This window comes from Terrabacter koreensis, assembly GCF_054783315.1.
Map to the genome: position 1 here is coordinate 629,400 of NZ_BAAGQU010000005.1, position 27,000 is coordinate 656,399.

A 27,000-nucleotide genomic window follows, 5' to 3' on the forward strand; every position below is an offset into this window, starting at 1 on the left:
GCTCGCTGTCCACCCCGAGCCGTACCCCGAGACTTGGTCCATGCCCTATCCATCGCGGCCGGTTCCCGACCCGCTTCCGCAGTTCCGCGGGACAGCCACAAACCGGCAGACCTTCGAGCAGCGCAAGACCTTCCTCGAGTACGTCGCGAAGGGTTACCGGGAAGGGAAGTCGTTGCGGGTCCTGGCGGCCGAGACGGACAGAACCCAGACCGCAATCCGACGTGCCCTACGGGAGCAGGACGTGCCGCTGCGAGACCGGGGAGCACCGCAGATCAACAGCTGAACGCCACAGCGAACCCGGTGAGCAGGTGCAGTCAACATGTGCGGTGCGGCGTGCGCTTGACCAGGCAGGGGTGGAACGCCGTGGGCGAGGCGCGCCAGCGATATCGTCATCACCATGAGGACGGCGCGGCGACTCCCAGCCTGAGCCCGACAGGCGGGCACGGGCCTCAAACCCAGGAGTCACCATGCGCGCCAAGCGCCTCATCGTCAACGCTCTCGACCACGCCTGCTTCATCATCGACGGGCTGCCCATCTGGACGTATTGGCTCGTCATCCGCTGGCTCGGCTGCCCGGACGGGCTCGCAGCCGTCGCAGCACGCCTCGACCGCAGGTGGGAGACCGGCCTCTACCGGCCCGTCGAGGACGCCGACCTGTACTGACCGCACACTCAGACGCGCCCATCTTGCGAGGAGTGGTCAAGTGGCCCCGCCCGTTGCGGTTGGGGCGGACGGGCGCCTTCGCGCTCGGGTCGGGGATGGCCGTCGCGCGAGCTGCACAAAGAAGAGCCCCCGCCCCGAGATAGGGGGCGGGGGCTCTGTGCTGGCCGCTTCTGTGGCGTGGGGCGCCGCGGCCGGCGCTGCGATCTGGTCGCGAAGCTGACGCTACGTCTCGCCTCCGACAGCGGCCGTCAGTGACGGCGGCTGTCGTCGTTCAGCGGGTTCGACAGCATGTCGCCGAGGAGCTCGTCGAAGCTCTTGGGCGCGGCGACGGCGCCGGCTGGTACGCCGTCGGCCAGGGACCGTCCTCGTCGACCGGCAGGACGGCGACGGGCTCACCAGCGGGCCCGCCGCCTGTGCCCTCGGTGGCCATGCCCTGGTGGGAAGCGATGGACCCCGAACATCGCGTCCTTCTAGGCCCTGCGTAGGTCGGTCGTGGTGACGCTGATGGTCGATTCGCCGACGTAACCGCCTCCGACGGCGCGTGCGATCGCTCGCTGTCCCATCGGGGCAAGGATGGGCCACGTGCGACGGATCGTGAACCATCGCTCATCGAGGGCCGCGGTGTGTTCCTTGTTGGCGTTGTCGACGGCTACGAGCGCATCGCGCAGCCGGGTCACAGCATCGGCTTGGCGGCGGGTCAGGGTCACGTCACTGCGAGGGCCGCGAGGAGGCCTCGGCTCGAGGTCGGCTGTGAGGGCCCGCACCATAGCGCGGCTGCTCTCCATGCCCATCTGCTTCGCGATGTTGGTTGGGCCGAGCTCGTGCAGTGACTTCCATGTCTGCTTCGCGACCTGCTTGCGCTTCTTGAGCGCGGCGTCCTTCGCCTTCTGCGCCTCGTACGCGCGCCTGCACGCGGCACGCAGCTCAACGATCGCAGCGTCCATGTCGGACGTCACGGGGCCACCTTCTGCGACGACTGGTTGCCGTCGATCCATGCGGCTGCTCGCTCTCCCCAGCGGAGCACGAGGTCCTCGGCGAGGGGCTGTTCAGCGAGGATCCGTGCCTCGACGACGGCCCCGATGATGTGCGACGCGAGCCCTTGCTCCGTGCCGCTCACGTCGACGAGGGCGGCGGTAACCGCGGTGCCGGACGCCTCCCACCACGGGAGCGTTCGGTCGAGGTCGGCCTGGTTCGCCATACGCGTCTCGATCATGAACGCGACGTCAGCGACCCGGTCCTTGGTGGGCCATGTGGCTGAGGCTGCGATCACGTTGCGCATCCGGGGAGGCATCGAGTTTGCGACTGCCGCGCAGGCCGCCGTTCGGGACTCCTCGGCGGTCAGTTGCACTCTCGCGCCGCCTTCCTCGGACATGGAGGGAGTATGTCGGACGGAGAAGTGCGCGTCATAGCGGCACGCCCCGATCGGCGAAGAACGCGACGGGATTGATGAGCTCGCCGGCCTTCTCGACCTGCACGTGCAGGTGCGGGCCGGTGGAGTTGCCCTCGTTGCCGGAGATGGCGACGACGTCCCCTGCGTGGACCTTGGCGCCCCTCTTCACCTTGAAGCCCACGTTGTGCATGAGCTTGATGAGAATTTCTCCGCCGCAGTCAAGGTCGAGCTGGTAGCCGCCGCCGTAGTGGTCCCACTCCGCGCGAGCCACGACGCCGTCGCACACTGCGTGCACGGGCGTGCCGACGGGGACGCCGAGGTCCTGCCCCTTGTGGAAGTTGGGGATGCCGCGAAACTCGCGCCATCCCATCGGGGACGTGAGGACATATGCCGCGGGCTTGAGCGGGTTGGCCCACCGACCGGAGATTACGACGGGCCCGGAAGTCTCCTGCTTGCACTCGTCGATGTTGGGGCCGGCGGCGGCGACGGCCGGCACCACGGGCGAAGCAGAGCCGACGAGCCGGTTGTAGATCGCGACAGCCTCGGCCTGCCGCTTGCCGTATCGCGACGGGAACGCCGAGCGCTGCACTGCCTGGGCGGCCGCGCCGAACGACATGACCTGCCACCCGTTCACCTTGAGCAGGTGGTCGTAGAACGAGTCGGCCGCGACGGGGACTCTCATGCCGTTCTCGATGGTGTCGAACCACCCCATGCCGACCTGCTGCTGGAACAGGTTGATGGATAGGTGGTCGCCGGGCACGATGCCGTCGTTCGGGTAGCGCAGCGACTCGGGGACCTTGCGCGATGCGTAGTTCAGGCCGGTGGACTCGACGAGCGTCACCGCGAGGGCGATCTGGATGCCGCGGCCGGGGATCTTCTTGGCGATGCCGCGCTCGATGATGGTGCTCCAATTCCGGTCGCGTGCTTCCGACTGCGGGACGCGCTGGTTCGACGCGGGCACGACACACGTGCCGGGCGCGGCGCCGGCCTGCACCTGCCCGGGCCGCGGGGTTCCCGCGACCAGGAAAGCGAACAGGACGGCCGGGGCGGTGAGCACCCCGGCCGTCAGGAGCAGAGGCTTCTTCACAGCGCCTCGTCGAGGTCGGTGACCTTCCACCGTCCGTCGATGACCTCGAGCGTGATGGAAAGAATCTGCCCGTCGCTCATGGATGCGTCCACGGCGGATGACGAGCCGGTGGTGACTGACGTCATCGACTTCACCTTGGCCGGGGACACGCGGGTGACGTCGGTGAGCCGGAACAGGTCGAGCATGGCCTGCGTGGTGTACGGGGCCATGGCGTCGAGCCATTCCCCCGTGTTCGGGTAGCTGGCGGCGCCGGCCCAGGTCTTCAGGAACGTGCCCGCGACCTTCCGCGGGGCCTGCTCGACGTCGGGGACGCCGGACGCGATGACGGGCGGGCCGGTCGGCGTGAGGCTGGGCGCCGCTGGCGTCGTGGTGGGCTCCGGAACCGGTTCAGTGGCCTCGGTGTCAGTGCCCTCGGTGCTGCCGAGCTCGCGGTAGGTGGCCTCCGACTTGGGCGTGGAGGACGGGGACACCGAGGCCACCTTGGCCGCGGCCTCGGCCCGGAGCTGCTCCTCGTACTGCGTGACCTCGTGCCGGTACGTCGTGAGTCGGGTGAACACGAGCACCGCCAGTGTGAGCGCCGCCATGGTGACGATGAGCGTCCGCATCGCGTTGCGCCGGTTCCAGAACACCCACGTCATCGCGCGGTGTGCGGCGCCGTGCCGGGTCGTGCGCACCTTGACTTTGTCGGCACGCCGAGCCAGGGCCGCCGAGATGCGGGTCAGGGTGACCTTGATCGTCCTCACGCCTTGCCTCCTGCGGCCTGGTAGATGTCATAGACGCGCTTGCCGGCGACGACGCGCGTCTGCGCAGCCTCGGCAGGCCCGACGGTGCTCGTGGTCGATGGGTGGTAGATCGCCGACGGCTCGACGACCCGGGACGGGGCGTTGGCACCGCCCTTCCTCTGCAGGGCGTGCCCTGCGGCGCCTCCTGCGGCGCCCTTGGCCGCCGCGCCCGCGAGGAGCGGGATGGTGGCCGTGCCTCCAGAGACGACGGTGCCGATGCCAACAACCGCGGCGTTCGATGCGGCGCCCTTCGCGGCGGCCTTGCTCATGCCTCTCGAGGCTGCGTCCGCAGGCAGATGCAGCGCCTCCGGCGGGGTGGTCCGCGGGACGTCACGCACGCCGGTCATCACGTACTCCTGCCGGATGCGCGTGGCAGACGCGTCGGACCCGCGACGCGGGTAGTCGGCCGGGGAATCAGTGCCGTCGAACAGCTCCTGCGCGTTCTGGGGCTTGCGGACGCGCCGCTCACCCGAAGGCCGGACCTCCTCGACCTCGTCGACGCCCAGGGGCTCCCGGACGTCGTCGGGGAAGCGGCGGCCCATACGGCGGAGCTTCTGCAGGTCGTTGGCGATGCCGAGCCTCTTCGCGACTCGCCACGCGACGTAGGTCGCAACCGCCAGGGCGATGAGCTTCAGGAGCGGGTGCATCGTCGTCGCCGGGGACAAGATGCCGCCGATGCCGAACCCGACGAAAACCACGACGGCCAGGCCGAAGTAGAGCGCCTTCACGATCGCATCCCACATGATGCCGAACACGTTGAGGGCAAGGTGCTGGAAGCGCGGGAACACCGCGGCGGTCGCGACGGCCGGGAAGATGCCGACCATGATGCGGGTCACGGCCATGGCGTAGATGAGCTTGAGCAGCGCCACCACGATGAACAGGAGCGAGACGACCGCGGCCAGGAAAGCGACGAGCGCGAACGAAAGCTGCTCTCCCGTGTGGTTGCCGGCGACGTACTCGTACGGCTGCGGGTACTTCCCCTTGATCTCGGTGAGGACCTCCTTGTAGTCCTCGCGCTTCTGATCCGAGAGGTCCCCGGCGATGGACGGGTCCTTGTCGATGCGGGCCTGCTCGTCGCGCGAGAACGTGGACGCCATGAACAGCGGACCGCCGAACTCCTTTGCGGCCGCAGCGTTCTGCTTGCCGCTGCCGAACGTCATCTGCAGCCACGTGTTGTAGAGCAGTGAGTTGTGCGCTGTGCCGCCGAGCGCGTCGGAAGGGTTCACGCTGCCCTCGAGGACGCCGGTGTTCGCGGCCGAGCTGATGAGCGTCGTCATGCCCTTGTCGACGGCGTTGCCCAGCGGCACCGCCATCAGCACGGTGAACATGCCCACCGTGAGGATGAGCGTGCTCTTGGCGAGAATGCTCGCGGTCTCCCCGACCTTCGCCCGCGCGGCGCGGAAGGCGAGCAGGAGCGCCGTCCCGATGAACACGACACCGACGAGCGGCACGAAGATCGCGCTGCCGAGCATGCTCCTGAGCCCTTCCTGCAGCGGTTCGAACACCACGCCGAGCGGCGAGGACATGGCGGCGCGGTAGAGCATCACGGACAGTGCGACGGCGCCCTCGGTCCAGTCGAGCAGGCCGTTGGCCCAGGAGTTCTCGGTGTCGGACCACGATGGGACCGGGTTGCAGCCGGGGTCGGCGCGCTGCACGTGCAGGCCTCCGTAGCCGTAGGTGTCGTAGATCGTCGGCTGCGGCTTGCCGGCCATCGGCGCAGCGAACGGGTTGCCGGGGGTCGGCTTGGACGGGCCAGCGTCCCAATCGCCGGCCGTGCCGATGTTGGGGCGCTCCGGGTCCGGCGGGACCATGCAGTCGTTGCCGGATGGAATGTCGATTGCCCACGCGGCCGCGGCGCCGCCGCCGAGCAGCGTTGCTACCGAGAGCACTAGCGCGACGACCGCGCGGCGCGAGCGGAGTCGGAGCTTCACGCGACCGCTCCCTCGAAGATCGTGTCGCGACCGGCCGACGTGTCGTAGGTGCGGTGGCGGCCTTCAGCGTTCGTGTCGAGGGCGTCGAGCAGCTGCTCGTGCCACCAGCCCTGGTCGACCTGCACCTGACGGTGCCTGCCCGACCAGTCGCGCCAGAGGAACCCGCCCTTGGGCAGGGTCGTGATGTCCTGCTCGTAGCCGAAGCCCTCCTTGAGGCGCAGAAGGCGCAGTGCGCGCACGGCGACCTCCTCCTCCATGCGCCCGATCGCCGCGGCGCCGATGAGGTTCGGAATCTCATCGTCGATGCGAAGGAGCATGTTCGGGTTCTGGAACAGGAGCATGAACAGCGTGTTGGTGCGTCGCGTCTCCACTGAGCCGCGGGAGAGGAACGCGGCGTGCGCGGACCCGGCCGCCGCCTGGATGCCGAGCTCGTCGTTGCCGATGACCTTCGGCTTCCGGTCGAGGTACATCGCGCGAGAGGCGAACCGGGCCGCAAGGTTGAGGATCGGGACGGCCTGACGCTGCTCGTCGGTCCAGGCGGCACGGTCGAGGCTGCCAGCCGGCGGGTGCGCGACACCCTTGAGAGTGACGACGGTGAGCACCGCCTGATCCATGAGTGCGCGGTAGTGGTCCGGGTCGACGTCCTGCCCCTTGGGCTGGAAAACGAGCGCACCGTCGCGGAACTCGGCTCGGGACTCGAGGGCGTCGGCGACGTCCCGCCCGGCCTCGCCGTAGCGCTCGCGCATGACCGCGAGGTAGCGCCACGGGTCCTCGCCGAAGTCGCCACCAACCCTGCCGATGGCGCCGGTGATCGCACGGGCCACGGCGCCACCAGTGTCGTAGGCGATCATCTCGTGCGGCAGGAGCGACCGGAACGTCTCGACGAGCAGGCTCCGACGCTCCTGCTTCGCCGCCATGATGGCTGCCTGGAAGTCCTCGGCGGTGGAGTAGGCGTCCCTGCTCGGCTCGGGGTCAAGCGTCGGCGAGAGCGTCCCGGGCTTGACGTGCTGCAGGTCCAAGTGCCGAGAGTTCGCCTTGAGCGCCGGCATCTGGGTGAGCTTGAACAGGTGCCCGGCCGGGTCGCTCAGGACGGTGCGCATGCCGAGCATCGCGCTGTGGTGCGCGATCGCGCCCATGAGCGTCGACTTGCCGGCGCCCTGGTCGCCCCCGATTGCGAACATGCCGGAGCCGCCGCGGCGCGTGCCGCCGTGCGGATCGAACAGGAACACGTCGTGCCCTCCGGCGATCGGACCGACGTACATGCCGGAGGAGTCACCGAATGACGGCGACGCGTTGGGCACCGCAGGCCCGACGAAGTAGCACGGCTGCCGAGTGACGTGGCCCGTGCGACGCACGGGCTCGCCGGGGCACAGGCTCCGGTAGGACTCCCACTGCGCATAGTCGTGCGTGAGGATGATCTGCTGCTTCTCCGCGGCCGCCGACATGAGCTTTCGGGCGTGCTCGCGCGCCTCGTCCTCGGTGTCGCCGACGACGCCGACGAGAACGACGCCACGGGCGCGCGGGGCCATGGCGACGTCACCGGTGGAGACCTCGTCGAGGACCTCGCGGGAGCGAGCGATCGCGCGACCGACCTCGGCGGGCGGCTCCTCCCCGTGGGAGCGGAAGTGCTCGTCCTGGTCGATACCGAGACGGCGCCAGTAGTCGGCCTGCTCCTTGAGGTCCTCGCCGGGGACCACGTCGAAGTCGAGCACCCAGCGCGTGGGGCACGGGGCGCTGTTGGACAGCCACGACAGCCACGGCTCGAGGCCCTGGTTGTCGAGGTCGCGACGGCCGAACTTCGACCCGTGCAGCATCACGACGTGGCTCGTGTGGTTCGTGACGTTGCGCACGACGCGGACCGTCGTCGAGGCGGCATACGGGTTGTGCGTCGCGTAGACCGGGTTCGTGAAGCCGGGCAGGTCGTCGTTGTCCCAGCCATCCGCGCAGGCGTCGAGGAGCAGCGACGGGACGGGCGCGCCGAGGCCCAGCGCGGAGTGCATGAACCACGCGATGACCCGCGGACGCGCTGGACGCGCCTGCCAGCTGTCGCCGGCCACCGAGGCGGTGACCTGACGGAGCTTCTGCCGGTAGGTCTCGAGGACGCCGCGGGAGTCGCCGAGCGGGCGGGACGAGAGCAAGTGGGGCAGTTCGTCGGCCTTGACCTTGGCCTCGGTGATGCGCACCGCGAGCAGCACGACTGACCGGCGCGCCTCGTAGTCCTTCATGCGCACCTGCATGTCGATGAGGTAGTCGGGGAAGGACCATGCCCCGTCGATGGCAGGGAGGCGGAACGAGCGGGCGCGGGCGACATTGGCAGCGTCGGCGAGCGGGTGCTCGGAATCGAGGGTGGCGGCCGCGGCCTTGGTGTTAAGAGGCGACGTGGCGCCGTACATCTTCACGCGGCTGCCGACGAGCTCGGCCCAGCGGAACGTCTGCTGGCGCATGACCGTGGCGCGGTGGCCGGGGGTGGTGTAGAGCCAGTTCTCGTCCTCGAGTAAGTAGTAGGCCCACGTGCCGTCGGAATCGACGACGAGGTTGCGGTGAGCGGCGGTCATGTGCAGCTCGTTCGCGTGGGGGGTGCGTGCGCCCTCCGGCTCGCCGGTCAGGTCGGGGGTGGTCTCGGTGCCATCGGTGGCGGCGCCGCGCTGGTTGCGCTTCCAGAAGGTCATCTTGGGGTCCCTTGCCTCAGTGAGTGGGGTTCTCGTCGACGTCGTCGACGAAGTGGGGGACAGCTGCGACTCTGACTTGTCGGCTCTCGGGCCGGCCCTCGATCCATAGGTGTGGGGGGACTGCGAGCACGGCCTCGACGGTCTCCGTGTTCGGTCGCGGGACCGCAATCTCGGCCTGCATCGTGGCGAAGTGGTGAGACCACGGCATGTAGGGCGTGACGTGCTTGGCGAGCTTGCGGGTGATGATGATTGCGCCGGCCACCCCGGCTACCGTCGCGATGGCCGCGTGTGCAGCCCAGGCACCGATGCCGGGGAGGCCGACGAAGTCGATGAACGGCGTCGCCACGTAAACCACGAAGCTCAGGAAGATCGACACCGCGAGCCCTGCGACCTGGGACGACAGGCGCGCTGACACGGGGAATGGCGTGTCGGACGGCCCGAGGTAGACGTAGGACTGCCGGGCGGCAGCGTCGTCGGTCTCTATGAGTCGCATGGCGTTGACCTCAGAGCGACGTGTTGGTGAAGAAGCCGACGATGCTCTTGGCGAACGGCAGTGCGAGCGAGCCCGCGCCGATGACGAACGCGACCGCGGCGAGCCCGAGGTTGCCGAGGATCGTGCCGTTCTCGCTGATCTTCGCCTTCTTCGCCCGCCACGCCATAAATACGGCAACGAAGATGCAGATGATCCCGAATACTGCTGCCGCGAAGGCGCTGATCGCGTCGAGCTTGAAGAAGCTCGGAGCCTCGCCGGCCGCGGGCAGTGCCGCCGCGTTGGCCGCGATGAAAGTCATTGTCTGCATTGAGTTTTCCTCCCTGAATGCGTGTAAAAGTCGCGCGTACATGCGTGCGTGACGTTTTGAGTGTGGCGGATCGTGCAGAGAAGTGCAAAGCGATACGCCACTCTTTACTTCCCGTTTACCTCGCCCATACCGATTCCTCGCGGGTCGAGCCCAGCGGGCCTCGATGTCTGGCCGAAGATGGCGTCCATGACCTCCGCGCCGGTCTCGACTACCGGCCGGATCTGATGGCGGTAGACGAGTTCGGTGACGCTCGTCCCCGAGTGGCCGACGAGGCGGGAGATGTCCTCGATGCGCATCCCTGCGTCGGAGAGCAGCGAGACGAACGAGTGGCGCAGCTCGCGCGGTGTCCACTGGGTTTCATCGATACCGGGGACGCCCTTGAGCGCCGCCCGGAAATCACGCCGGACGTTATTGACGTCGAGTTGGCCGCCGATGGTGTCGGTGAAGACGTAGCCGGGACCAGGCTTCCACCGCTCGCCTGCCGCCTGCCGCGCCCCGGCTTGTGCGCGGCGGTGCTTGATGAGCGCCTCGACGCAGAGTTGCGGCAGGGCGATGGTTCGGCGCGACTTGCGCGTCTTGGTGTCACCATTCCGGCGAACTGAGCGCCAGACCATCATGTGAGGCGGGACATCGCCGCTGCTCTTGAGGACCACGTCATCCCAAGTGAGCTCGCGCATCTCCTCCGTCCGCGCCCCGGTGAGCATCGACACCAAGATGTAGGCATGCATCCGGTGGGACTCCGTCCCTTTGAGGATCAGGTCGGCCTGAGCAGCTGTGAAACTCTTGGATGGCCTGCCCGGCCGGCCTTCCGGTAAGTCGACGTGCTCAGCGACATTTCGAATGGCAAGTTCGTGAGCCACGGCCCGTCGGAGTGAGCGACTGAGTACGGCTCGCGCCTTCTTCAGAGTCGCCTTGCCCACCTTGTCTGACATCTCGTGGAGCCACTTCTCCACATCGCGCACAGTGAGGTCCTTCACCCTGGCGCCGCCGAGGCTCGGAATGACGTGACTGTCCGCGACAGAGGCAAAGCTCTTGATGGTGTTGGGATCGCGGCCGGTGAGGCCGTACTCGAGCCAGTCGCGTACGGCCTCACCAACGGTGTACCGCTCGGCCTTTGGCGTGATGCCCTTCTCGCGGTCGCGCAGCGCGGCGCGCAGCGCCGCCATGGCTGCCGATTGTGACTTGCCCCATCGAGTGACGTAGATGCGCTTGCCACGGGCGTCGTAGCCCGCGCTGGCCTGTGCGCGCCAGCGCTGTCTGCTCTCGTACCACGTGAGCGAGTGATCTCCCCGTGCTCGTTTCCTGTGGTCGTCGCTCACGCGGCCTCCTCGAGGCGGTAGATGTAGTCGGTCAGTGCGGCATGGGAGATGAGCCGCGTCCGACCGACCGTGACGGAGCGGATTTGGCCGGAGCGAATGAGTTCGTAGAGCCGACTCCGGCTAATCCTGAGGGCGCTGGCGGCCTCGGGAACTCGGTACATGAGTGGGTTGTTCACGCGTTCTCCTCGTGGTACCTCAGGGATTGGTTCTCGCGAATCGGGCCGGTGGTGTGGTGGCGCGCTGAGCGGTGGTGCGTCAAAACTGCCCAAACTGCCAAAAGATCTGTTCCGCCGGTCGCAGGGGATGAGTTTTGGCACGGGCTGTCTGCCAAAACCCTTGACAGGCCTGCCAATACCTCTGTGGCATGCGGGTGAGGGCAGGTCAAAGGTCCGGGTGGGTCTGGTAGGTGGGGCTGGGGCGGCCTCCCTTCTTGGGCTCGGGGACGTCCCGGATGAGGCCGTGGTCCAGCAGCAGCCGGATGGCGGGGTCGACCGATTCGGGCTTGGGGAAGCGTTGCGACTTGATGCCTCGGTGCAGCTCCCGGCGTGTGAACGTGTCGGGCCGAGCGCGCGCGATCCAGTCGAGGACCCGGCGGGCCGCGTCCAGGTCGGGATCGGCCGTGAGGGTGTCGAACACGGCGAGGGTGTGGGCCAGGTAGTAGCGCGCGATGGTGACGGCGGCGGTCATGGTGTCGCCGGTGATGAGCACGTGTCGGCCGCTGGTGCCGTGGTGTGCCAGGTGCAGGAGCCCCGCGATGCGGACTGCGGTTCCGGCCATCTTGGAGGCCCAGTCGGTAACGGCAGCGAGTTCGCCGGTCTCGGGGTGCAGGCGCGGCTCTAGCCAAGTCTCGAGGTCGGCCAGAACTGTCCGTGCCTGGCTGTCGATATCGAGCTGGACTCGCTCGGGGGTGAGGGCGAGGTCGAGCACGAGGCGGGACAGGCAGGTCTCATAGGCCTGGCGGGTGGTGTCGGTGACGGGCGCCGGGTGGATCTGCCGGTTGCCGACAGTGTTGGTCGGCAGGCTGTAGAGGAACCGGGCGAGTAGGCCACGCTCGCGCGCGTCGGGGGTGTTGGCGATGCTGGCCAGGTGCCCGGGCTGGGTGGTGATGGCGATGGTCAGGGCGGGCCGTTCGATCCGCTCCGAGGGCCTGCCCTTGCGGTCGATGCGGATCATGTCCCCGGCGTGGGCCTTGAGCAGGGGTTCGAGGTTCGCGGCGGCGCTGTACCTGGTCCCGGCGATGGTGGAGAACGAGCCGCCTTCGGCGGACATGAGCGCGAGGCGCCCGTCGTGCCGGGCCAGCAGGGTGGCGGCGGTCTCAGGGGTGAGGTCGTCGGCGAGCAGTCGTGGCTCTGGTGGTTCGTCGTGCTCGTGCGCGGCGCGGGCGGCGGCGATGGCTTCGGCCATGGCCTCGTCGGTGTCGGTGTTCTCGGCGGCCGTTGCGGTCCGCTCGGCGTGGGCGCGGGCGCGCCGGGCCATCAGGGTCGCCTCGATCCGGGCGGGCTCGGTGGCCTCGCATAGCGCGGTCTCGGCCGCGTACAGGGGCCGGGTCATCGCGGAGAACGCAGGCGACTTGCGCGAGCCGGGCACGAGCGCCACGACGGTGTAGAGGTTCGTCGGCTCGACCCAGCCGGGCACCGGCGCGACGTCGACGCGCCCCCCGGCCGCGACTGCCAGGCACGCCAGGGCCAGAGTCGCGGGCAGGTCGGTGGGGACCTGCAAGGCCTCGGTGACCTCATCGACCATGGCGCGCAGCCACGTCGGCAGCGTCTCGACCGGGAACGGGGGCCGGACCCGGACCGGCGTCAGCGGCACGGGAGCGTCCCACGGCGCGGCCATCGCGGCGTCTCTGGCGGCCTGTGCGGCGCTCTGCCCAGCCCCGACGTCGCGGAGCACCCTGCGGGCATCCAGCGGCATCACCGTCGCTGAGTCGGCCGTCGTCGCGCCGCCCGAGCTGGTCGTGTTGCGGTGCTGGTGGTCGGTCATGCTCGCCTCCCGGCGTCGGGGCCACGGGTGCTGTCGCGGTCGGTCTGGTGGCGGGGCCTGTGCGCGGCGGCGGCCAGGCCAGAGGCGATGGTGCGGGCGGTCTCGGCCGGGGAGAGGCCGATGTGCTCGGCGGCAATGGTCAGCGCGTCGATGGCCATCGACTCGTTGAGCCGCCCGGCGGCGATGAACTGCCCGAGCGCGTAGGCGGCCCGGTTCAAAGCGTCGTTCCGGGTTCCGGGTCGGGCCGCGAGCACGGCGTCGACCTCGTTCTCGAACGCGGCGAACACGTACGGGTCGGTGACCGGGCCTCGAGCTGCGGCGGTGCGCCGCATGGCCGGGCCCGGACGGCTCGCGCCAACGGGTGCGGCCGGGGTCAGTGCGTCGAGCAGCCATCCGGGCAGCGGCGCGGGAGGGGCGGGGTTGATCGTCTGGTATCCACCGGCGGTCGTCCGCGATGGTGGGGCGACGACGTATCCACCCATCGCGCGGGTGTCGATCATCGGCCCGAGCCGCCCGCACGTCGAGGGCAGCGGGTGCGGCGCCAGGAAGTACAGGTGCATCCCGCCCGAGGGCGTCCTAACGGTGCGCGTCTCGAGGGGCACAGGCTGCCCGGCGCGGGCGGCCAAGACGGCGAGCACGTCGGCGCCGTCCATCACGCCAGGCTCGGTCGCCCAGGCGCCCGGCAGGTCGCTGGCGCGCGCAGCTGGGACGGCGCCGCCTTGGTCGTGCTGGCCCGGATCGGACAGGCCTGGGTCGTGCTGGCCGTGGTTGCGGGTGTCCAGATCCAGGACGACGAGCCGGGCCGGGCCGGTCGAGAGTCCGACGTTGTACGGGCGCCGGGTCCACCACCGGGCGATGACGTCGGGATCGGTGGTTGCGTCCTTGAACCCGGCCGCTGTCGCGGGGGTCTTGCCTGCGACGGTGAGCGGGAAGACGGGCACGTCGTGTGCTGCGAGCCATAGCGCGGTGGCGCGGACCTCGGGCAGGGACGCTGCGCCGGACTGCGCTGCTGGCGCGCCTTGGGTGGTGGTCGCAGGGCCCGTGCCGTGGGGGTCGGGTGATGGCTGCATGAGGGTCCTCCTTCACTGGTTCGTGGCCTGTTCAGGCATGGGTGGGTAGGGGCGCGTCGGTAGCGGGTAGCAGCGCCCGAGCGGTGCGGGTGTGGGTTTCGGGGGTGTTTGAGCAGGTCGGTGTCGGGCCGCTACCGAGGTATCGCCGCTGGTCAGCGGGGGTTTGCGGCGGTAGCGGCCCCGCTACCTTCCTGCGGAGGTGCTACCTGTCGAAAACCTCCGGTTCGTCGCTGCCGTCGTCCGCGACGTCGCTTCCCTGGTCGGCGCCGGTGAGGGCGAGGTCGTCGCGGCGCAGTCCGCGCCGGTTCTGGCCGTCGAGCTTGATCTGCCGGGTGCGCAGCCCGTGGGGCTTGACGGCGGTGGTGACGTTCTCGGCGGTCCACCCGGCGTACGCGGACGGGAACGCCTCGGCCAGTCGGGCGGCGAGGGTGTCGCACCAGGCGCGGTCCTCGGTCGCGGGCCAGACGGCGAGCAGGTGGTCGATGATCGATGCGGTGTCGTCGTCCGGGGTGAGGTCCTGGTCGGCGGCGTAGCCGGTGAGGCGTCCGGCCGCGACCCGGGCGGCCCGGGCTCGGGCGGCGATCTTCTCGGCCTGCACGGCGTCGATGTAAGCCGCGCGCACGATCTGCGGGTCATCTGCCTCACCGGAGAGGTACGCCACGCCCCGCTCGCTGCGGGCGAACATCGTCGCGCGGTGCCCGCTCTTGTAGGCGCTGGTCCCAAGCACCATGTCATTTTCCATCTGGCCCTGCACCCGCAGGCACAGCCGCAGGACGGCGTTAGAGCGGATGCCCGAGGGCAGCGACTTGGCGTCGGGGCGCTGGGTGGCGCAGATGACGATGATGCCGACCGAGGGGCCCCGCTTGGTCAGGTCAGTGATGACGGCTTCGAGCTCCTTGCCGTGGGTCGGGTGCTCGAACGCGATCTGGCACTCGTCGATGAACATCACGACCGGGTGCAGCCCGAGGTCCTTGCGGGAGGCCAGTTCCGGGGTGATCTTGCCCTCGGGGCAGATGTCACGCGGCAGGGACCTCAGAGTCTTGTTGCGGCGGGTCAGATCCTGATGGAGCTCGCGCGCGGCGCCGAGCAGATAGTCCATGTCCTCGGGCTCATCCCCGGAGCGGAAGGCGTGGGCCACCTGCCCCAGCGGCAGCAGGTCGGGCGAGCCCTTGAGGTCGAACAGGTACAGGGCGCACCGGACATCGAGCGCGGCCGCTAGCAGCAGCAGCCGCGCCAGGAACGACTTGCCCATGCGGGGCTGTCCGCCGATGACCATCGAGGCGAACATGAGCGTGATCGGCACCGCGCGGCCGCGCGGGTCCGCGCCGAACGGGAACGGAGCGAACAGATCAACGGTGCCCTTGTCCGCCAGCGGCCACGGCAGCGGCTTGGCCTTGCTCATCGGCTTGTCCCCGACCCACACGATGAGGCGGCCCTCGTGCACGTCGCTGTCCCCTTCGGGCCACACGGCGGACAACGGACGGCGCAGGCCAGCGGCCAGCCGGTCACGGCGGTCCACGATCATGCCCGAGGTGACCCCGGCCGGCAGATCAACCTCGGCGCGCCACCCGACGCCGTCGCGCGCGATCGGGGACGGGAACCGGACGCCGTCCGCGCCTGGCCTGAGGCCACGGTTCAGCTCGGCGACCCCGAGCGCCCCGAGCGCGGTCAGCAGCAGGTCAGAGGACAGCCGGGGCATCTCGGCCGCGTCGGTGTACCGGGACACCACGCGGGCGGCCGCGTCGCGCCCGGCCACCCCGAGCAGCGCCAGGGCAGCGGACACCACGAGCACGGCCGCCCACCCTGGCACCAAGGCCAACACCACCCATGCCGTGACGCCCAGGGCGGCCAGTGCGGCGGCCACGAGCCAGGCGCGGGTGCGGGTGACCTTGCGGCGTTGTTCCTCGAGCCGCGCCCACGCCGCGGCATCCTCCGTCCCGTACCCGGCGCCGCCAGCGGCCGTCGACATTGCCTTACGTACCTGCGCGCCGTCCGCGTCGAACACCCATCGCCCGGTCGCGCGGGCGATGCGGTAGACCCCGACCGGGGACCGGCCCGCCAGACGCGCCCAGTAAATGGGCAGCCGGACCGTGTGGAACCCGACCGAGTGCGCGGCGTACTTGCTTGCCCAGACCGTCGCCGCGCGAGCCGACTCCCGGTCGCGCATCCACGGCGGGACCACCGGGCGCGATGGCAGCGCCCGCAGCGGCGCCGCGCCCCGGGCGCCCCGCTGCGCGCCAAGCTTGGCATCGTGCGTCACGGCCTGCCCGTGGTGCTCGACCACGACACCATCCACGACAGCATCGACCACCCGGCGTCCGTTCTCGTCTTCGTCGTCGTCCGGGTCGTGCGGCCCGTCGTGTTCGGCCAGGGCTTTGGGCTGCGCGTGGCCCATTCGGGCCGCACGCTCGGCAGCCAGGTCAACGACCGCCGCGGCCTCCGCAGTCGTGTTAGCGCCCGTGTACGAGCTCATCAGCGAACCTCCGTGGTCTCGGTCGTGCCGTTGTTGCTGGTGCGGTCGGTGCTCGGCTTCCAGGTCGAGCGGTGTGAAGGCGGGGTGCCGGTACTGGCACCCCCCCATGGCGTGCGGGTGATCTACCAGCCCTCCGTGCTGGCGGACGCGTCCTCGCCGCTCGTGGACGCGTTCACCGAGTCGGGACACGGCCGGCTCGATACACGCGGCCAGGCTCGTGGGCGTCAGGGCCGTATCGCGCGCCGTCCCTCGGACGGACAGGCAGTGCCGGGCCGTCGCGGTGACTGGGCAGGTGCTCATGCCGCGTCCTCGGTGTCGTTGCTGGCGTCCTGGTCAGCAGCGGCCGGGACGGACTCGAGCACCGGACGTGTGTCGGGCTGTGCGGGCTCGGTGTCCGGCTGGGTGGGGTTGGTTAGGTGCCGGCGCACGGTGCGCACCGAGCACCCGGCCTCGGCGGCGATCCGGGCTTGAGTCCAAGTCGGGTTGGCCTCGGCCAACGCCCGTACAGACGCCGCGAGCTGCGAGACGGTCGCCGTGGTCGCCGGAGCCCTGCGAGCCGCCTCGAGGCGCGTTTTGGCAGGGCCAGTAGGGGTTTTGGCAGGTGCCTCGGGCCGAACCTCGGGGCCGCTGACCTGTACATTCGGCGTTTTGGCAGTTCTGGCGGTTTTGGCAGGCCGACCGAGCGCGGGGGCGGGGGCGGCCTCGTTGGCGTCGGTTGTCTCAGTGCCGTGCAGGTGAGCCAGGGCGGCGCCCATGCCCAGGACAACCACGGGCAGCGTGGCGACCATCGCGACGACCGGCCACGGTGCGGCGGTGATCCCGGCCGCGCTCATCAGGTGGTAGGCGACCTGCCCGGCCGCCCCGATCGTGAGCGCGGCCAGCGCCGAGAGCTTGGCAAACTGCCGTGCGGTGCCGGGAGCGCTGGTCAGCCAAACCCGCAGCGCGAACGCGGCGTAGGTCTCCATGCCGATGGGAAGCGTGACGCGTGTGTCGATCACCAGGGAGTCCCACAGGCCCGGCAGCGGCTGGACCTTGCCGAACCCGCACAACGTGCCAAGGGCGACCCACCCGGACCAGATGGCCACGCCGGCCGGGAGGGACAGCAGCGCAAGCGGCAACCGGGTGGGCAGTCGCCGACGTGGCGATTGCAAAGGGGCCGGCATTACTTGCCGGCCAGCGAGCTGAGGGCGTCGACAAGGCCCGAAGACGCTGCCGTCAGCGCCTGCAGGATCGGCGCCCCGAGCGAGGTCGAGGCGAGAGTCAGGCCCAGCAGCACGCCCAAGAACACGCTGCCGACCTCGGCCAACTTGCCCCCGATGCAGACGGCGGTTAGCAAGAGCACAACAACGAACAGAGGTGCGGTAAGCATGATGAATTCCCCTCAGGCAGAAACGGACTGGGTCGGGTTGGAGCTTGGGGCAGCCGTACCGGGAAGGGCCACGATCGCGATACGAGTAGCAGCCGCAGAGTTGGCACGGGTCACCCGGGCCAGACGAGCAACTGCGCGGCGATGCCGACGCACGGCCAACGGATCAGGCGATGCGGCTAGGCGGCACTCCGCATCGACTACGGCCAGTTCGGCCTCGATCACGCGCCATTCGGCGGCGATGCTGGCCAAGTCAGAGGGCCGGGGTTCGCAAATCACTGTCAACCTCCGAGGTGTACTAGGTGTGCTAGAACGACTAGAACATAGGACCGGCAGCCACGCAAGTGATGTGCTGCGTGTGCTAGGTCGTTAGGGTTGGCGGCATGGAACTGGACATGGACGACCCGCGGCCCAGTTACCTCCAACTGGCCGCCCGGCTGCGCGCTGCCGTGACGGATGGGACCTATGCCGTGGGAGCTCGCTTGCCGAGCGTCCGCACCCTGGCGGATGAATATGGAGTTGCCACGGCCACGGCGGCAAAGGCGATGGACGTCTTGAAGCGGGATGGCATAGTCCAGGGCCGGCCCGGTATCGGCACGGTGGTTCGCGAGGCGCCGAGCGCTTCCAGCCCGTCGACGGCGAGCCTGCAAGAGCAGGTAGACGACCTCCGGCGCAGGGTCGAAGCGCTGGAGGATGCGGCGGAAGAGGGGTGATCGGGTCTGCATGCGATGACCCTCACCCGAATCCGGTGCCGTGTTGTGCAGCCCATGAGATGCGCACAAAAGTGCACATTCCGGGCCGAAAGTGACGCGACAGTGAGAAGGCCCCGAGCAGACAAGGAAGGGCACGCCACATGCATGTTGGTGAACGGATTGCCGCCCACAGAAAACGACGTGGCATGTCGCAGGAGGCGTTGGCCGGGCTCGTAGGGATGTCGCGAACCTGGCTTTCCCAGGTCGAGCGCGGATTGCGCGGAGTCGATCGACTCTCGACGCTGACTGACCTGGCCTCGGTGCTGCGCGTCGAGGTCAACGAGTTGATCGGCAAGGACTGGAAGCTTGGCCCCGATGTGGCCCCTCAGGTTCGTGCCTTGGACGCCATCCGATCGCAGCTCGCGGGGTATGCGCATCTGCTGGGAGCGGATGTGGACCTCTGGCCACTGCCACAACTTCGCACCGCGGCCGTGCTCGTCAATCGCGAGTACCAGGCCGCCAACTACGCGAGTGCATCAGCGATGCTTCCGGATGTCCTGGGTGCCGCTGATGCACTTGATGCCTTCAGCGGCGATGATTCGCGGGAGATTCACCTCGCGCGCTGCATGGTCTACACGGTCACGGCGAAACTCCTGACGAAGGTGGGGGAGTCGCACCTCGCCTGGCTGTCCGCAGACCGGGCTGCCCGCGCTGCGATGGCAGCCGACTCGACCTCCGCAAAGGCAATGGCGGCATACCAAGTCGTGACTGCGCTTCTCAAGGGCCAACAAAACGACAACGCCGAGCGCATCGCCGTCAGCACGGCCGAGTCCCTGATGGGGCGCGCAACCTCGGATCGGCCAGATATCGTGTCCCTGGCTGGTGCGCATTGGCTCATCGGCTCCGTGATCGCAGCCCGTCGTGCTGACCGAGCAACGGCCATGCAACGGCTGGACCAGGCAGATGGGCTCTCGGGGGTACTGGCTCAGGATGCTAACCACGCGTGGACTGCTTTCGGCCCAACAAACACGCTCATCCATCGGGCATCAGTCAGTGCCGAGCTGGGGAACCATCGCGGTGTCCTGGAGGCGGCAACCCTCATCGATCCTGACGCTCTGCCCGGCGGTCTCAACGGCCGCCGCTCTCGGCTTCACCTCAACCTTGCATGGGCGCAGTCCCAGGCACGCCATGACCTGGAGGCGACCATGCACCTCCTCCAAGCAGAGCGGGTGGCACCCGAGGTTGTGCGATTCGATTGCGTGGCAAGGGAACTCATTCGGGGGTTGCTCAAGAGATCCCGTCGACCGGCCCCCGCCCTCAACAAACTTGCCGCGCGAAGTGGAGTCCTGGCGTGACTGAGCGAACCCTCTACATAGTCACCTGCGGCGCGCCGTTGGCGAGTCGCGCCGTCGAAGGCGTGCACGCGGCAACAGACCGGGGCTGGTCGCCCGTGCTCGTACCGACAGACGCGTCGCGAGCGTGGCTCGACCCGAAATCGTTAGAGGGGATAACCGTTCTCGATGGACAGCGTGCGCCTGGCGAGGCTAAGCGCGCTCCGTCACCATCGGCCATCGCCGTCGTTCCCGCAACGTTCAACACCCTTACGGGCTGGGCTAACGGCAGGGCAAACACCCTCTCGCTCGTGACCCTCTGCGCCGGGCTGGGAGCCCGGGTACCGACTGTGGCTGTTCCATTCGCGAAGTCCGACCTGACGGGCCATCCCGCGTGGTTAGCTTCCCTAGCCGTTCTTAGATACGCCGGAGTGACGATCGTTGATCCCCACGACGGAATCGTGGGTTCTGTCGAGCCAGTCGCGTCCGGGACCGGCGGGGAAGTCGCGGGCAGATTCAAGTGGGCGTGGGTCCTGGACTGCTTGGATGCGGTGCTGGACCAGGGGTAGACGTCCGTTAGGCGCGCTTGACGCGGACGGCGAGAACGTCGAATGGCGAGGGATGGCCCGGATCTTGCCTCCCAGCCCCTGGGCGCTGTGAGCGGTTGACCAAGCGTCTTGCAGAAAGTGAAGCTCGAGTCGGCCACCGTCCCAGATGACGAGTTTGCCATCGAGACCGGTCCTGGCGGATAGCTGCCCGGCTGCAACCGCGGGCGATCTCGGAAATGTGCCCGGTCGCGCCGCTCAGTCGTCTGGCCGGGACTAGTTCATACCGAACTTGGCAGGATTCTCAGGATCGCGTAGGCGAGCTGCCCGGGATGCTGAGAGCGGCCAGCGGTGGCAGGAAGCTGCTCCATAGGGAGCAGGGGCTGCGGTCAGGATGAGCGGGTCGCGCCGTAGGACAGCGGTCCGGGTCCCTAGAGTGATGCCTGCCGGACGTAGCCAGGCATCGATTATCGCGTGAACGGATGGGCATGGGTAGGTATCAGGGTCGACTTGAGCTCACGTGGACCAACAAGGACCAAGCCCTGCTCTCCACCGGTGATGGGAGGTACGACTACGAGTTCGTCGACCCCCACGACCCCCGTGTGCTAGAGGTCAGGATCCTTCATGAGGTCGAGGAGGTAGAGGCAGCCGTCCCCGCCACTCGGCCGCCCGATATGCCGGAGCCAACCACTGGCAACCTGCTGATCACGGGCGACGCGATGCACGCGCTCGACGCGTTGACAAAGACGCCCGAGCTGGCCGCCAAGTACCTAGGGAAGATCAAGCTCGCCTACATCGATCCGCCCTTCAACACCGGCCAAGCGTTCGCGCACTACGAGGACAACATCGAGCACTCGATCTGGCTCACGATGCTTCGCGATCGCCTGCGACAGATCCGCCCGCTCCTCGCTGAAGACGGCTCGGTTTGGGTGCACCTGGATGACGTCGAGGTGCACCGTTGCCGGATCGTCATGGACGAGATGTTCGGTTCCGAGTGCTTCGTCACTGAAGTCATCTGGCAGAAGGCCGATAGCCCAAGGATGGACGCCAAACAGTTCTCCTCGAGCCACGACAGCATCCTGGTTTACGCGAAGCGGCCCAACTGGGCGCCTAACCGTTTCGCTGCCGCTTCGAGGCTCGACTACCCGTTCGCTGATGCGGATGGGCGGCGCTACCGCGCTCCCTACTCGCTGCGGAAGTGGGGCAACAACTCCGCACGAGAAGACCGCCCCAAGGGGTGGTACCCCATCACCGACCCTCAAGGGGTCGAGGTCTGGCCCATTCGCTCCGACGGCAGCGAGGGGACCTGGCGCTGGGGCCGGCAGATGGTTGCAAACAACTACGACCGACTCCACTGGGAAGACCGGGGAAACGGATACGGCGCGTACGTCAAGGAGTATGAGGACGAGGAGCGGAAGGCCACGCCGCCTGTGACCTTGTGGCCCCACTCAGAGGTCGGGCACAACAGGTCCGCAAAGGCCGAGATCAAGGCGCTCTTCCCCGACTCTGACCCGTTCTCCACCCCGAAGCCGGAGCGGCTCCTCCAGCGAATCCTCCACATCGCAACCAACCCCGGTGACATCGTCCTGGACTGTTACGCCGGATCAGGAACGACAGCCGCTGTGGCGCACAAGATGGGTCGACGGTGGATTACGAGTGAGCTGCTCCCCGCAACCGCTGCGACGTTCACGCTGCCGCGGCTCACGAAAGTGGTCCGTGGACAGGATCCAGGCGGGATAACGACCACGTCCGAGCGGGCAGCAGATGGCGAGCTCCCTGAGAACCTGAGCCCGCTGGAAGCGCAGCAGTTGAACACCTTGCTCAACCGGACCGTGAAGCATCTGACGGACGCGGACGAAGCCGTCGACGCGGTCACGATCCGGGCGATCCGTCAAGCCACCAGAACGAAGGACCAGGTCACCCAGACCTGGCATGGCGGCGGCGCGTTCACCCACCTTTCCGTCTGCCCCTCAATGTACGAAGTCGACGAAGACGGAGACGTATTTCTGTCTCCCGCGGCCACCAACGGAGCCTGGTCGAAGTCAGTCGCCGCCCAACTCAAGTTCGCACTGACACCTGATCACCCCGTGTTCTGCGGGCTCCGTGGCCGCCAACGACTCGCAGTGATCGACGGCGTTGCTGACGAAGTGGTTGTGCTGACTGTCTTGGAGAACCTAGCCGATCGGGAGCGGGCAGTGATTGTCGCCAAGGCAGTGCTCCCAGAGGCCCAAGCCCTGCTCAGCACGCAGTCACCTGGCTCGCGGATGCGCAAGGCGCCAGATGACCTGTTCCCCAAGAGGACGGTGAAGTGATGGCCGCGGAGATCACCTACGACGAAGCCCTCTTGGCCGAGATCGCGGCACGGTTCGACCTGCGCGAACCGAACCGCAAGGCCCTCGCCGCGCTCGTCCGAGCGATCGTCGACGCGGACGGCGAGTTCCGAGAGATGGTGGCCGACCTGGCCACCGGTGTCGGCAAGACGTTCCTGATGTCGTCGCTGATCGACTACCTCGCAGCGCAGGGCGTGCGGCATGTGCTCGTGGTGACGCCCGGCAGCGTGATCCAGGCGAAGACACTCGCCAACTTCGATGCCGCGAGCCAGAAGTACGTCGCCGGCGCCGAGCACCTCCCGGTGATCATCACCCCGGACAACTTCCAGGCGGGTGCGATCGGCGCGGCACTAAGGGACGCGGAAGCACTGAAGGTGTTCGTGTTCAACGTCCAGCAGCTCATCCGGCCAACCGACAGGGTCTCTCGGAAGGTCCGCGACGTCGATGAGTACCTCGGTGCGGCGCTCTACGAGTACCTGCATCAGGCTGACGATCTCTTCGTCATCGCAGACGAGCATCACATCTACCACGAGAAGGCCAAGGCGTTCTCCGGCGCGATTCGCGACCTGCATCCCGTCAGCCTGGTCGGGCTCACTGCAACGCCGAGCACCGCCGATCTGAGCAAGGTGGTCTTCCAGTACACGTTGGGGGAGGCGATCGCGGACGGGCACGTGAAGATCCCGGTGATCGTCTACCGCAAGGACGGGACTAAGGACGAGCGCACACAGCTCGGCGATGCATGTCAGTTGCTGCGGTCGAAGGAGAAGTCGTACGCGCGTTACCAAGCGATGAACCCCGACTCGGCCGCCGTGCGGCCGGTCCTGTTCATCGTGGCCAGCAGCATCGAGCACGCTGGCGAGGTTGGGCAGCTGCTGGCCCAGCCAGGCTTCCTTGGAGACCCGGGTGCGGTCCTGGAGATCACCTCGCAGTCCTCCGACCATGCGCTCACCGCGCTGGCCGAGGTCGAGGCGGAGGCCTCGCCGATCCGTGCCATCGTGAGTGTGAACATGCTCCGCGAGGGCTGGGACGTGAAGAACATCGCGGTCATAGTGGCGCTACGGAAGCTCGCCTCCCAGACGCTGACCGAGCAGATCCTCGGCCGCGGCCTGCGGCTCCCGTTTGGGGCCCGTACCGGGTCCCTGCCCGTCGACCAGGTCGACCTGGTAGCGCACGACTCGTACCAGCAGCTGCTCGCACAGAAGGACGTGCTGCGCGAACGGATCCAGATGCCAGCCTCGACAGTCGAGGTCGACGAGCAGGGAGCGGCGACGACGGCCGGCAGCCTGCCGGTACCGTCACCGGACACCCCGACTGGACAGGTGGCGGCCGCCGACGGCGCAGAGGCCTTAGGTGCGCAGCTGACCAGCGGGGGAGTGGAGACCTCGAGCTCCTCGAGCGAACTCACCTTCATCTTCGGTGATGACGAAGAGACCAGCGACGAACCGGGGCTCTTCCTGATCGAGACCGACGACCGCATCGCCGAGCCGACCCCGACGCCGATGGGCCGCGTCAAGGGCGCGCCACAGATCGTGTTCCCGCGCCGGCAGTCCAGGCTGACCTACGCCGCGTTCACACTGTCTGAGATTCCCGACGGGGACGCCCAGGCCGCAGGCACCCGCTTCATCACGGAGGTCCCCACCTTCCTTGTCCGGGACGCACTCACCGCGGCACGGCACGGCGATGAGGTGACGATCAAGGTGACCCCTCAAGCCCACGCCGAGGCTCAGCAGGCGCTTACGGGTATCGACACCATCCGCGAGGACCTGGTCGCGGCGATCCTCCGTCACCCCGGGGTGATCCAGGAGCGCGCCGAGAAGAACGCTGCGCGGCGCCTCGTGCGAGCGTTCCTCAAGGGCGCCGGCGTCGTCGACGACGCCCAAACCGCTGAGTGGGGCGAGATCCGACGGCAGCAGGCGATCGCCGGCATGGCAGACCTGATAAAGGCCACGTACGCCGCCCGCAAGACGGAGATGCGCTACGAGCTCATGGCGATCACGCTGCCGGTCGAGCCGGTGATGGTCGATCCCGACGCTCGGGACGCCTACAACGACACGTTCGTGAAGCACGTCCAATTCTGCGGCTGGCAACACAACGTGATGCCGATTGCGAGCTTCGACGCCGGCACAACCGAGTGGGCGCTGGCCCACCTGCTCGACCGCGAGCCGGCCATCGTTTGGTGGCTCCGGGTCTACACCGGCGGCCCTGCCTACATCCCCACCTCGGAGGGGTCGTACTTCCCCGACTTCATCGCCCTTGACACCGCCGGTGCGTACTGGCTCATCGAAGGCAAGTCGGACAAGAACGCCAACGACGAGGACGTGCGGCGGAAGCGGGTCGCCGCTGAGCAGTGGGCCCGATCCGTCCGTGACGAGGGCGAATTCGGCACATGGCGGTATGTGTTCGCCACGGAGAGCCACATCAAGTCCGCGGTCGGTTCTTGGGCGGGTCTACTGATCGCCACCAACCCCGAGTAAGACCTTCACGCGCGTTCGTCACTGCGTCGGTGCTTTGCCGATATGTCCCGTGCCGGGTCTGATGGAGGCTCTCATTCCACGGAAGGATGAGAGTTTTGGCAGCACCGAGGAAGTACCCGGACGAGCTTCGGGAGCGGGCGATCAGGTTGCGCCCTGGCCGAGGCGTTCAACTCGCTGTTCAAGGCCGAGCTGATCCGCAACCGCGGCCCGTGGCGGTCGATCGATGACCTGGAGATCGCGGTCGCGGAGTACATCGACTGGTTCAACCACCGACGCCTGCACGGCGAGCTCGGGCTGGTGCCACCGGCCGAGTTCGAGGACCAGCACTACCGACACAATCCCGTGGCGGCTACCGTCGTTGCGTCAGTTCGAGCCTCCACTAAAACCGGTACGGGACACTCCACGATGCTGACGAAAGGCACGAACTCATGACCGCCCCCGCGTCTGCTAGCAACATCACCAACGGAACGCCGGCGGTGGTGATCTTCGACGTGAACGAGACGCTGTCCGACATGGCTCCCCTGGCCGCCAGTTTCGACCGGGTCAGGCTCGGCGCGGGCGCGGTCGAGGCATGGTTCGCGGGAGTTCTCCGCGACGGCTTTGCGCTGACCGCGGTGGGCGTGAACCCGGGGTTCGCGGAGATTGCCTCGGAGGCCCTCCACGTCCGCCTTGCGATGGCTCGTGAGGGAGGAACTCATCCCGGATCCGGCGCGGAGTCGGCCCAGCAGTCGGTCGACGAGATCATGGGCACCTTCAGCTCGTTGACCGTGCACCCTGACGTCGTGGAGGGAGTCCAGGCGCTGCGCGAGCTCGGGGCGCGCCTGGTGACACTCAGCAACGGCTCGACTGGCGTCGCCCAAGGTCTCTTCGAGCGCGCCGGGCTGACTGGGGCCTTCGAGGCCCTCATGACGGTGGAGGATGCCGGCGCTTGGAAGCCGCACCCGGCGGCATATGCCTACGCGCTCGACAGGTGCGGGGTGTCGGCATCAGCGGCAATGCTCGTGGCAGTACACCCTTGGGATATCGACGGGGCCGCCCGTGCTGGGCTCCGAACGGGGTGGCTCAACCGCAAAGGCACGAGGTATCCGGGCTACTTCACTGCACCGGACATTGAGGCGACCGACCTCGTGCAGCTGTCCCGGCTCCTGTCCTGACCCCCGCGACACAGGTGGCGCGGCCGCGCTCAGCCTTCCTCGCGAGAGCGCTGTCGAGGTCCGATTGCAGGTCTCGTCGGAGCATCGCGGCTTTGGCTGGCTGTCCAGCTGAGTTCATCCCGGCAGCAGTATCGGGCCGCCGGTGGGTGACGGGACCCGCCCGTCAACTTGCGGCGGGTCGGGCCCCGTCCGAGCGAACGACAGCGATGGGATCAGCGGTTCGAGACGATCTCGCCGCAGGCGACGGGAAGGGTGGCCTCGAAGAGGCTGCTCAGCGAGCTGTGGTCGGCGTCGCCGGGCAGGTCGGCGCCGTGCAGCACGATGTGCAGGTCCGCCAGGTTCTTGGCGACCTCCTTCGGCACCACGACGCTGCGGTGGTAGGCGAGATTGCCGTCGGCGTCGGCCGCCACGAAACGCTCGAGGCTGAGCCCGCTGGACGGGCTCGTGTCACCCGCGACCGTCATCGAGACGTCGATGGGGCCGTAGTCGGGAGCACCCTCGCCGAGCGAGATCAGGCCGTCCGGCCTGCCTGCCACAAACGACGGTGGATCGATGGGGTCGCCGGTGTTGACGTCGGCCTCGATCGATGGGCACTCGTTCTTCGACTGCGTCAGGCCGTGGATGTGCATGGCGTGCGGCTCGTTGGGCGTGAGCCCTGTGGCGTTGAGGGTGATGTCGAGCGTCCGCCCGGTCAGGCGTAGGGCCGCCTGTCCCGTGACGTTCGAGCCGCCGTCGGCGACGTGGTCGTGCGGAACCGGGAGGAGGTTCGCGTGGAAGCTGCCGGCGCTGACCGCTGCGGCGGCTCCCGCGGACAGCAGCACCGCGGCCGGCACGGCCATGGCGATCTTGAGTCTCTTCTGCATGGTGGATCCTTCACCGTTGAAGGCTGGCCCCGAGCGTGCGCACGCACCCACCCACCTGTCTGTTCGGCGCCAGAGGCCG

25 protein-coding genes are annotated in these 27,000 nt (G+C 68.3%); 9 read left to right on the plus strand and 16 right to left on the minus strand.

All coding sequences use genetic code 11. The features are described from left to right. Positions 1-40 precede the first annotated feature (40 nt). Together ACYVNR_RS15135 and ACYVNR_RS15140 are read left to right on the plus strand one after the other, a co-directional pair. The gene (locus tag ACYVNR_RS15135; protein ID WP_461049025.1) at positions 41-283 is read left to right on the plus strand and encodes a helix-turn-helix domain-containing protein; all 243 of its coding nucleotides are present in this window, start codon (positions 41-43) and stop codon (positions 281-283) included. Positions 284-467: 184 nt separating this feature from the next. Further along, complete coding sequence (locus tag ACYVNR_RS15140) at positions 468-662, plus strand: hypothetical protein (protein WP_461049027.1); 195 nt, start codon at positions 468-470, stop codon at positions 660-662. Between the two features lie 470 nt (positions 663-1,132). On the opposite strand, the gene ACYVNR_RS15145 is transcribed toward ACYVNR_RS15140, so the two are convergent. The 15 genes from ACYVNR_RS15145 to ACYVNR_RS15215 all read right to left on the minus strand — a co-directional run bounded on the left by ACYVNR_RS15145 (position 1,133) and on the right by ACYVNR_RS15215 (position 17,535). Further along, complete coding sequence (locus ACYVNR_RS15145) at positions 1,133-1,618, minus strand: hypothetical protein (RefSeq protein ID WP_461049029.1); 486 nt, start codon at positions 1,616-1,618, stop codon at positions 1,133-1,135. Then, a complete protein-coding gene (locus tag ACYVNR_RS15150) occupies positions 1,615-1,932 on the minus strand; it encodes a hypothetical protein (RefSeq protein ID WP_461049031.1) in 318 nt (105 codons plus the stop codon). Before ACYVNR_RS15150 ends, ACYVNR_RS15145 begins: the two co-directional genes overlap by 4 nt. Before the next feature lie 133 nt (positions 1,933-2,065). After that, a complete protein-coding gene (locus ACYVNR_RS15155; protein WP_461049033.1) occupies positions 2,066-3,139 on the minus strand; it encodes a M23 family metallopeptidase in 1,074 nt (357 codons plus the stop codon). Next, positions 3,136-3,882, minus strand: a complete 747-nt coding sequence (locus ACYVNR_RS15160) for a hypothetical protein (protein ID WP_461049035.1) — start codon at positions 3,880-3,882, stop codon at positions 3,136-3,138. The genes ACYVNR_RS15155 and ACYVNR_RS15160 overlap by 4 nt, the downstream gene beginning before the upstream one ends. Continuing rightward, positions 3,879-5,852 carry a hypothetical protein gene (locus ACYVNR_RS15165; RefSeq protein ID WP_461049037.1) on the minus strand — a complete coding sequence of 658 codons (1,974 nt, stop codon included), beginning with the start codon at positions 5,850-5,852 and terminating at the stop codon, positions 3,879-3,881. The genes ACYVNR_RS15160 and ACYVNR_RS15165 overlap by 4 nt, the downstream gene beginning before the upstream one ends. Then, positions 5,849-8,521 (minus strand): hypothetical protein, encoded by a 2,673-nt coding sequence (locus tag ACYVNR_RS15170; protein ID WP_461049039.1) that lies wholly within the window; start codon positions 8,519-8,521, stop codon positions 5,849-5,851. The genes ACYVNR_RS15165 and ACYVNR_RS15170 overlap by 4 nt, the downstream gene beginning before the upstream one ends. 16 nt (positions 8,522-8,537) lie before the next feature. Beyond that, positions 8,538-9,014, minus strand: coding sequence for a hypothetical protein (locus ACYVNR_RS15175; protein ID WP_461049041.1), 477 nt, complete (start codon positions 9,012-9,014; stop codon positions 8,538-8,540). 10 nt (positions 9,015-9,024) lie between these two features. Next, entirely contained in the window at positions 9,025-9,321 is a 297-nt protein-coding gene (locus ACYVNR_RS15180; protein WP_461049043.1) for a hypothetical protein, read from the minus strand. A gap of 104 nt (positions 9,322-9,425) precedes the next feature. After that, positions 9,426-10,640 (minus strand): tyrosine-type recombinase/integrase, encoded by a 1,215-nt coding sequence (locus ACYVNR_RS15185; RefSeq protein ID WP_461049045.1) that lies wholly within the window; start codon positions 10,638-10,640, stop codon positions 9,426-9,428. Further along, positions 10,637-10,816 (minus strand): helix-turn-helix domain-containing protein, encoded by a 180-nt coding sequence (locus ACYVNR_RS15190; RefSeq protein ID WP_461049047.1) that lies wholly within the window; start codon positions 10,814-10,816, stop codon positions 10,637-10,639. Before ACYVNR_RS15190 ends, ACYVNR_RS15185 begins: the two co-directional genes overlap by 4 nt. Before the next feature lie 205 nt (positions 10,817-11,021). Continuing rightward, the gene (locus tag ACYVNR_RS15195; protein ID WP_461049049.1) at positions 11,022-12,623 is read right to left on the minus strand and encodes a YfjI family protein; all 1,602 of its coding nucleotides are present in this window, start codon (positions 12,621-12,623) and stop codon (positions 11,022-11,024) included. Then, positions 12,620-13,693 carry a bifunctional DNA primase/polymerase gene (locus ACYVNR_RS15200; protein WP_461049051.1) on the minus strand — a complete coding sequence of 358 codons (1,074 nt, stop codon included), beginning with the start codon at positions 13,691-13,693 and terminating at the stop codon, positions 12,620-12,622. The genes ACYVNR_RS15195 and ACYVNR_RS15200 overlap by 4 nt, the downstream gene beginning before the upstream one ends. 202 nt (positions 13,694-13,895) lie before the next feature. After that, positions 13,896-16,166: a hypothetical protein gene (locus ACYVNR_RS15205; protein WP_461049053.1), complete on the minus strand. Its 2,271-nt coding sequence runs from the start codon at positions 16,164-16,166 to the stop codon at positions 13,896-13,898. Positions 16,167-16,462: 296 nt separating this feature from the next. Next, positions 16,463-17,251: a hypothetical protein gene (locus ACYVNR_RS15210; RefSeq protein WP_461049055.1), complete on the minus strand. Its 789-nt coding sequence runs from the start codon at positions 17,249-17,251 to the stop codon at positions 16,463-16,465. A 77-nt stretch (positions 17,252-17,328) separates the two neighbouring features. Then, positions 17,329-17,535 carry a hypothetical protein gene (locus tag ACYVNR_RS15215; protein ID WP_461049057.1) on the minus strand — a complete coding sequence of 69 codons (207 nt, stop codon included), beginning with the start codon at positions 17,533-17,535 and terminating at the stop codon, positions 17,329-17,331. Positions 17,536-17,915: 380 nt separating this feature from the next. Between ACYVNR_RS15215 and ACYVNR_RS15220 the strand changes: the two genes are divergently transcribed. From ACYVNR_RS15220 to ACYVNR_RS15250, 7 genes are all read left to right on the plus strand, one after another. Beyond that, positions 17,916-18,245 carry a GntR family transcriptional regulator gene (locus ACYVNR_RS15220; RefSeq protein ID WP_461049059.1) on the plus strand — a complete coding sequence of 110 codons (330 nt, stop codon included), beginning with the start codon at positions 17,916-17,918 and terminating at the stop codon, positions 18,243-18,245. Between the two features lie 140 nt (positions 18,246-18,385). Further along, positions 18,386-19,579, plus strand: a complete 1,194-nt coding sequence (locus ACYVNR_RS15225; RefSeq protein WP_461049061.1) for a helix-turn-helix domain-containing protein — start codon at positions 18,386-18,388, stop codon at positions 19,577-19,579. After that, complete coding sequence (locus tag ACYVNR_RS15230; RefSeq protein WP_461049063.1) at positions 19,576-20,124, plus strand: flavoprotein; 549 nt, start codon at positions 19,576-19,578, stop codon at positions 20,122-20,124. Before ACYVNR_RS15225 ends, ACYVNR_RS15230 begins: the two co-directional genes overlap by 4 nt. Positions 20,125-20,588: 464 nt before the next feature. Next, on the plus strand, positions 20,589-22,412 hold the full coding sequence (locus ACYVNR_RS15235; protein ID WP_461049065.1) for a site-specific DNA-methyltransferase: 1,824 nt from the start codon (positions 20,589-20,591) through the stop codon (positions 22,410-22,412). Next, on the plus strand, positions 22,412-24,904 hold the full coding sequence (locus ACYVNR_RS15240) for a DEAD/DEAH box helicase (protein ID WP_461049067.1): 2,493 nt from the start codon (positions 22,412-22,414) through the stop codon (positions 24,902-24,904). Before ACYVNR_RS15235 ends, ACYVNR_RS15240 begins: the two co-directional genes overlap by 1 nt. Positions 24,905-25,057: 153 nt before the next feature. After that, positions 25,058-25,336, plus strand: coding sequence for an IS3 family transposase (locus tag ACYVNR_RS15245; protein WP_461049394.1), 279 nt, complete (start codon positions 25,058-25,060; stop codon positions 25,334-25,336). Next, positions 25,333-26,058 (plus strand): haloacid dehalogenase type II, encoded by a 726-nt coding sequence (locus ACYVNR_RS15250; RefSeq protein WP_461049069.1) that lies wholly within the window; start codon positions 25,333-25,335, stop codon positions 26,056-26,058. Before ACYVNR_RS15245 ends, ACYVNR_RS15250 begins: the two co-directional genes overlap by 4 nt. 212 nt (positions 26,059-26,270) lie before the next feature. Here ACYVNR_RS15250 and ACYVNR_RS15255 read toward each other — a convergent pair whose 3' ends face one another. Further along, positions 26,271-26,921: a hypothetical protein gene (locus ACYVNR_RS15255; RefSeq protein ID WP_461049071.1), complete on the minus strand. Its 651-nt coding sequence runs from the start codon at positions 26,919-26,921 to the stop codon at positions 26,271-26,273. Between the last annotated feature and the right edge of the window lie 79 nt (positions 26,922-27,000).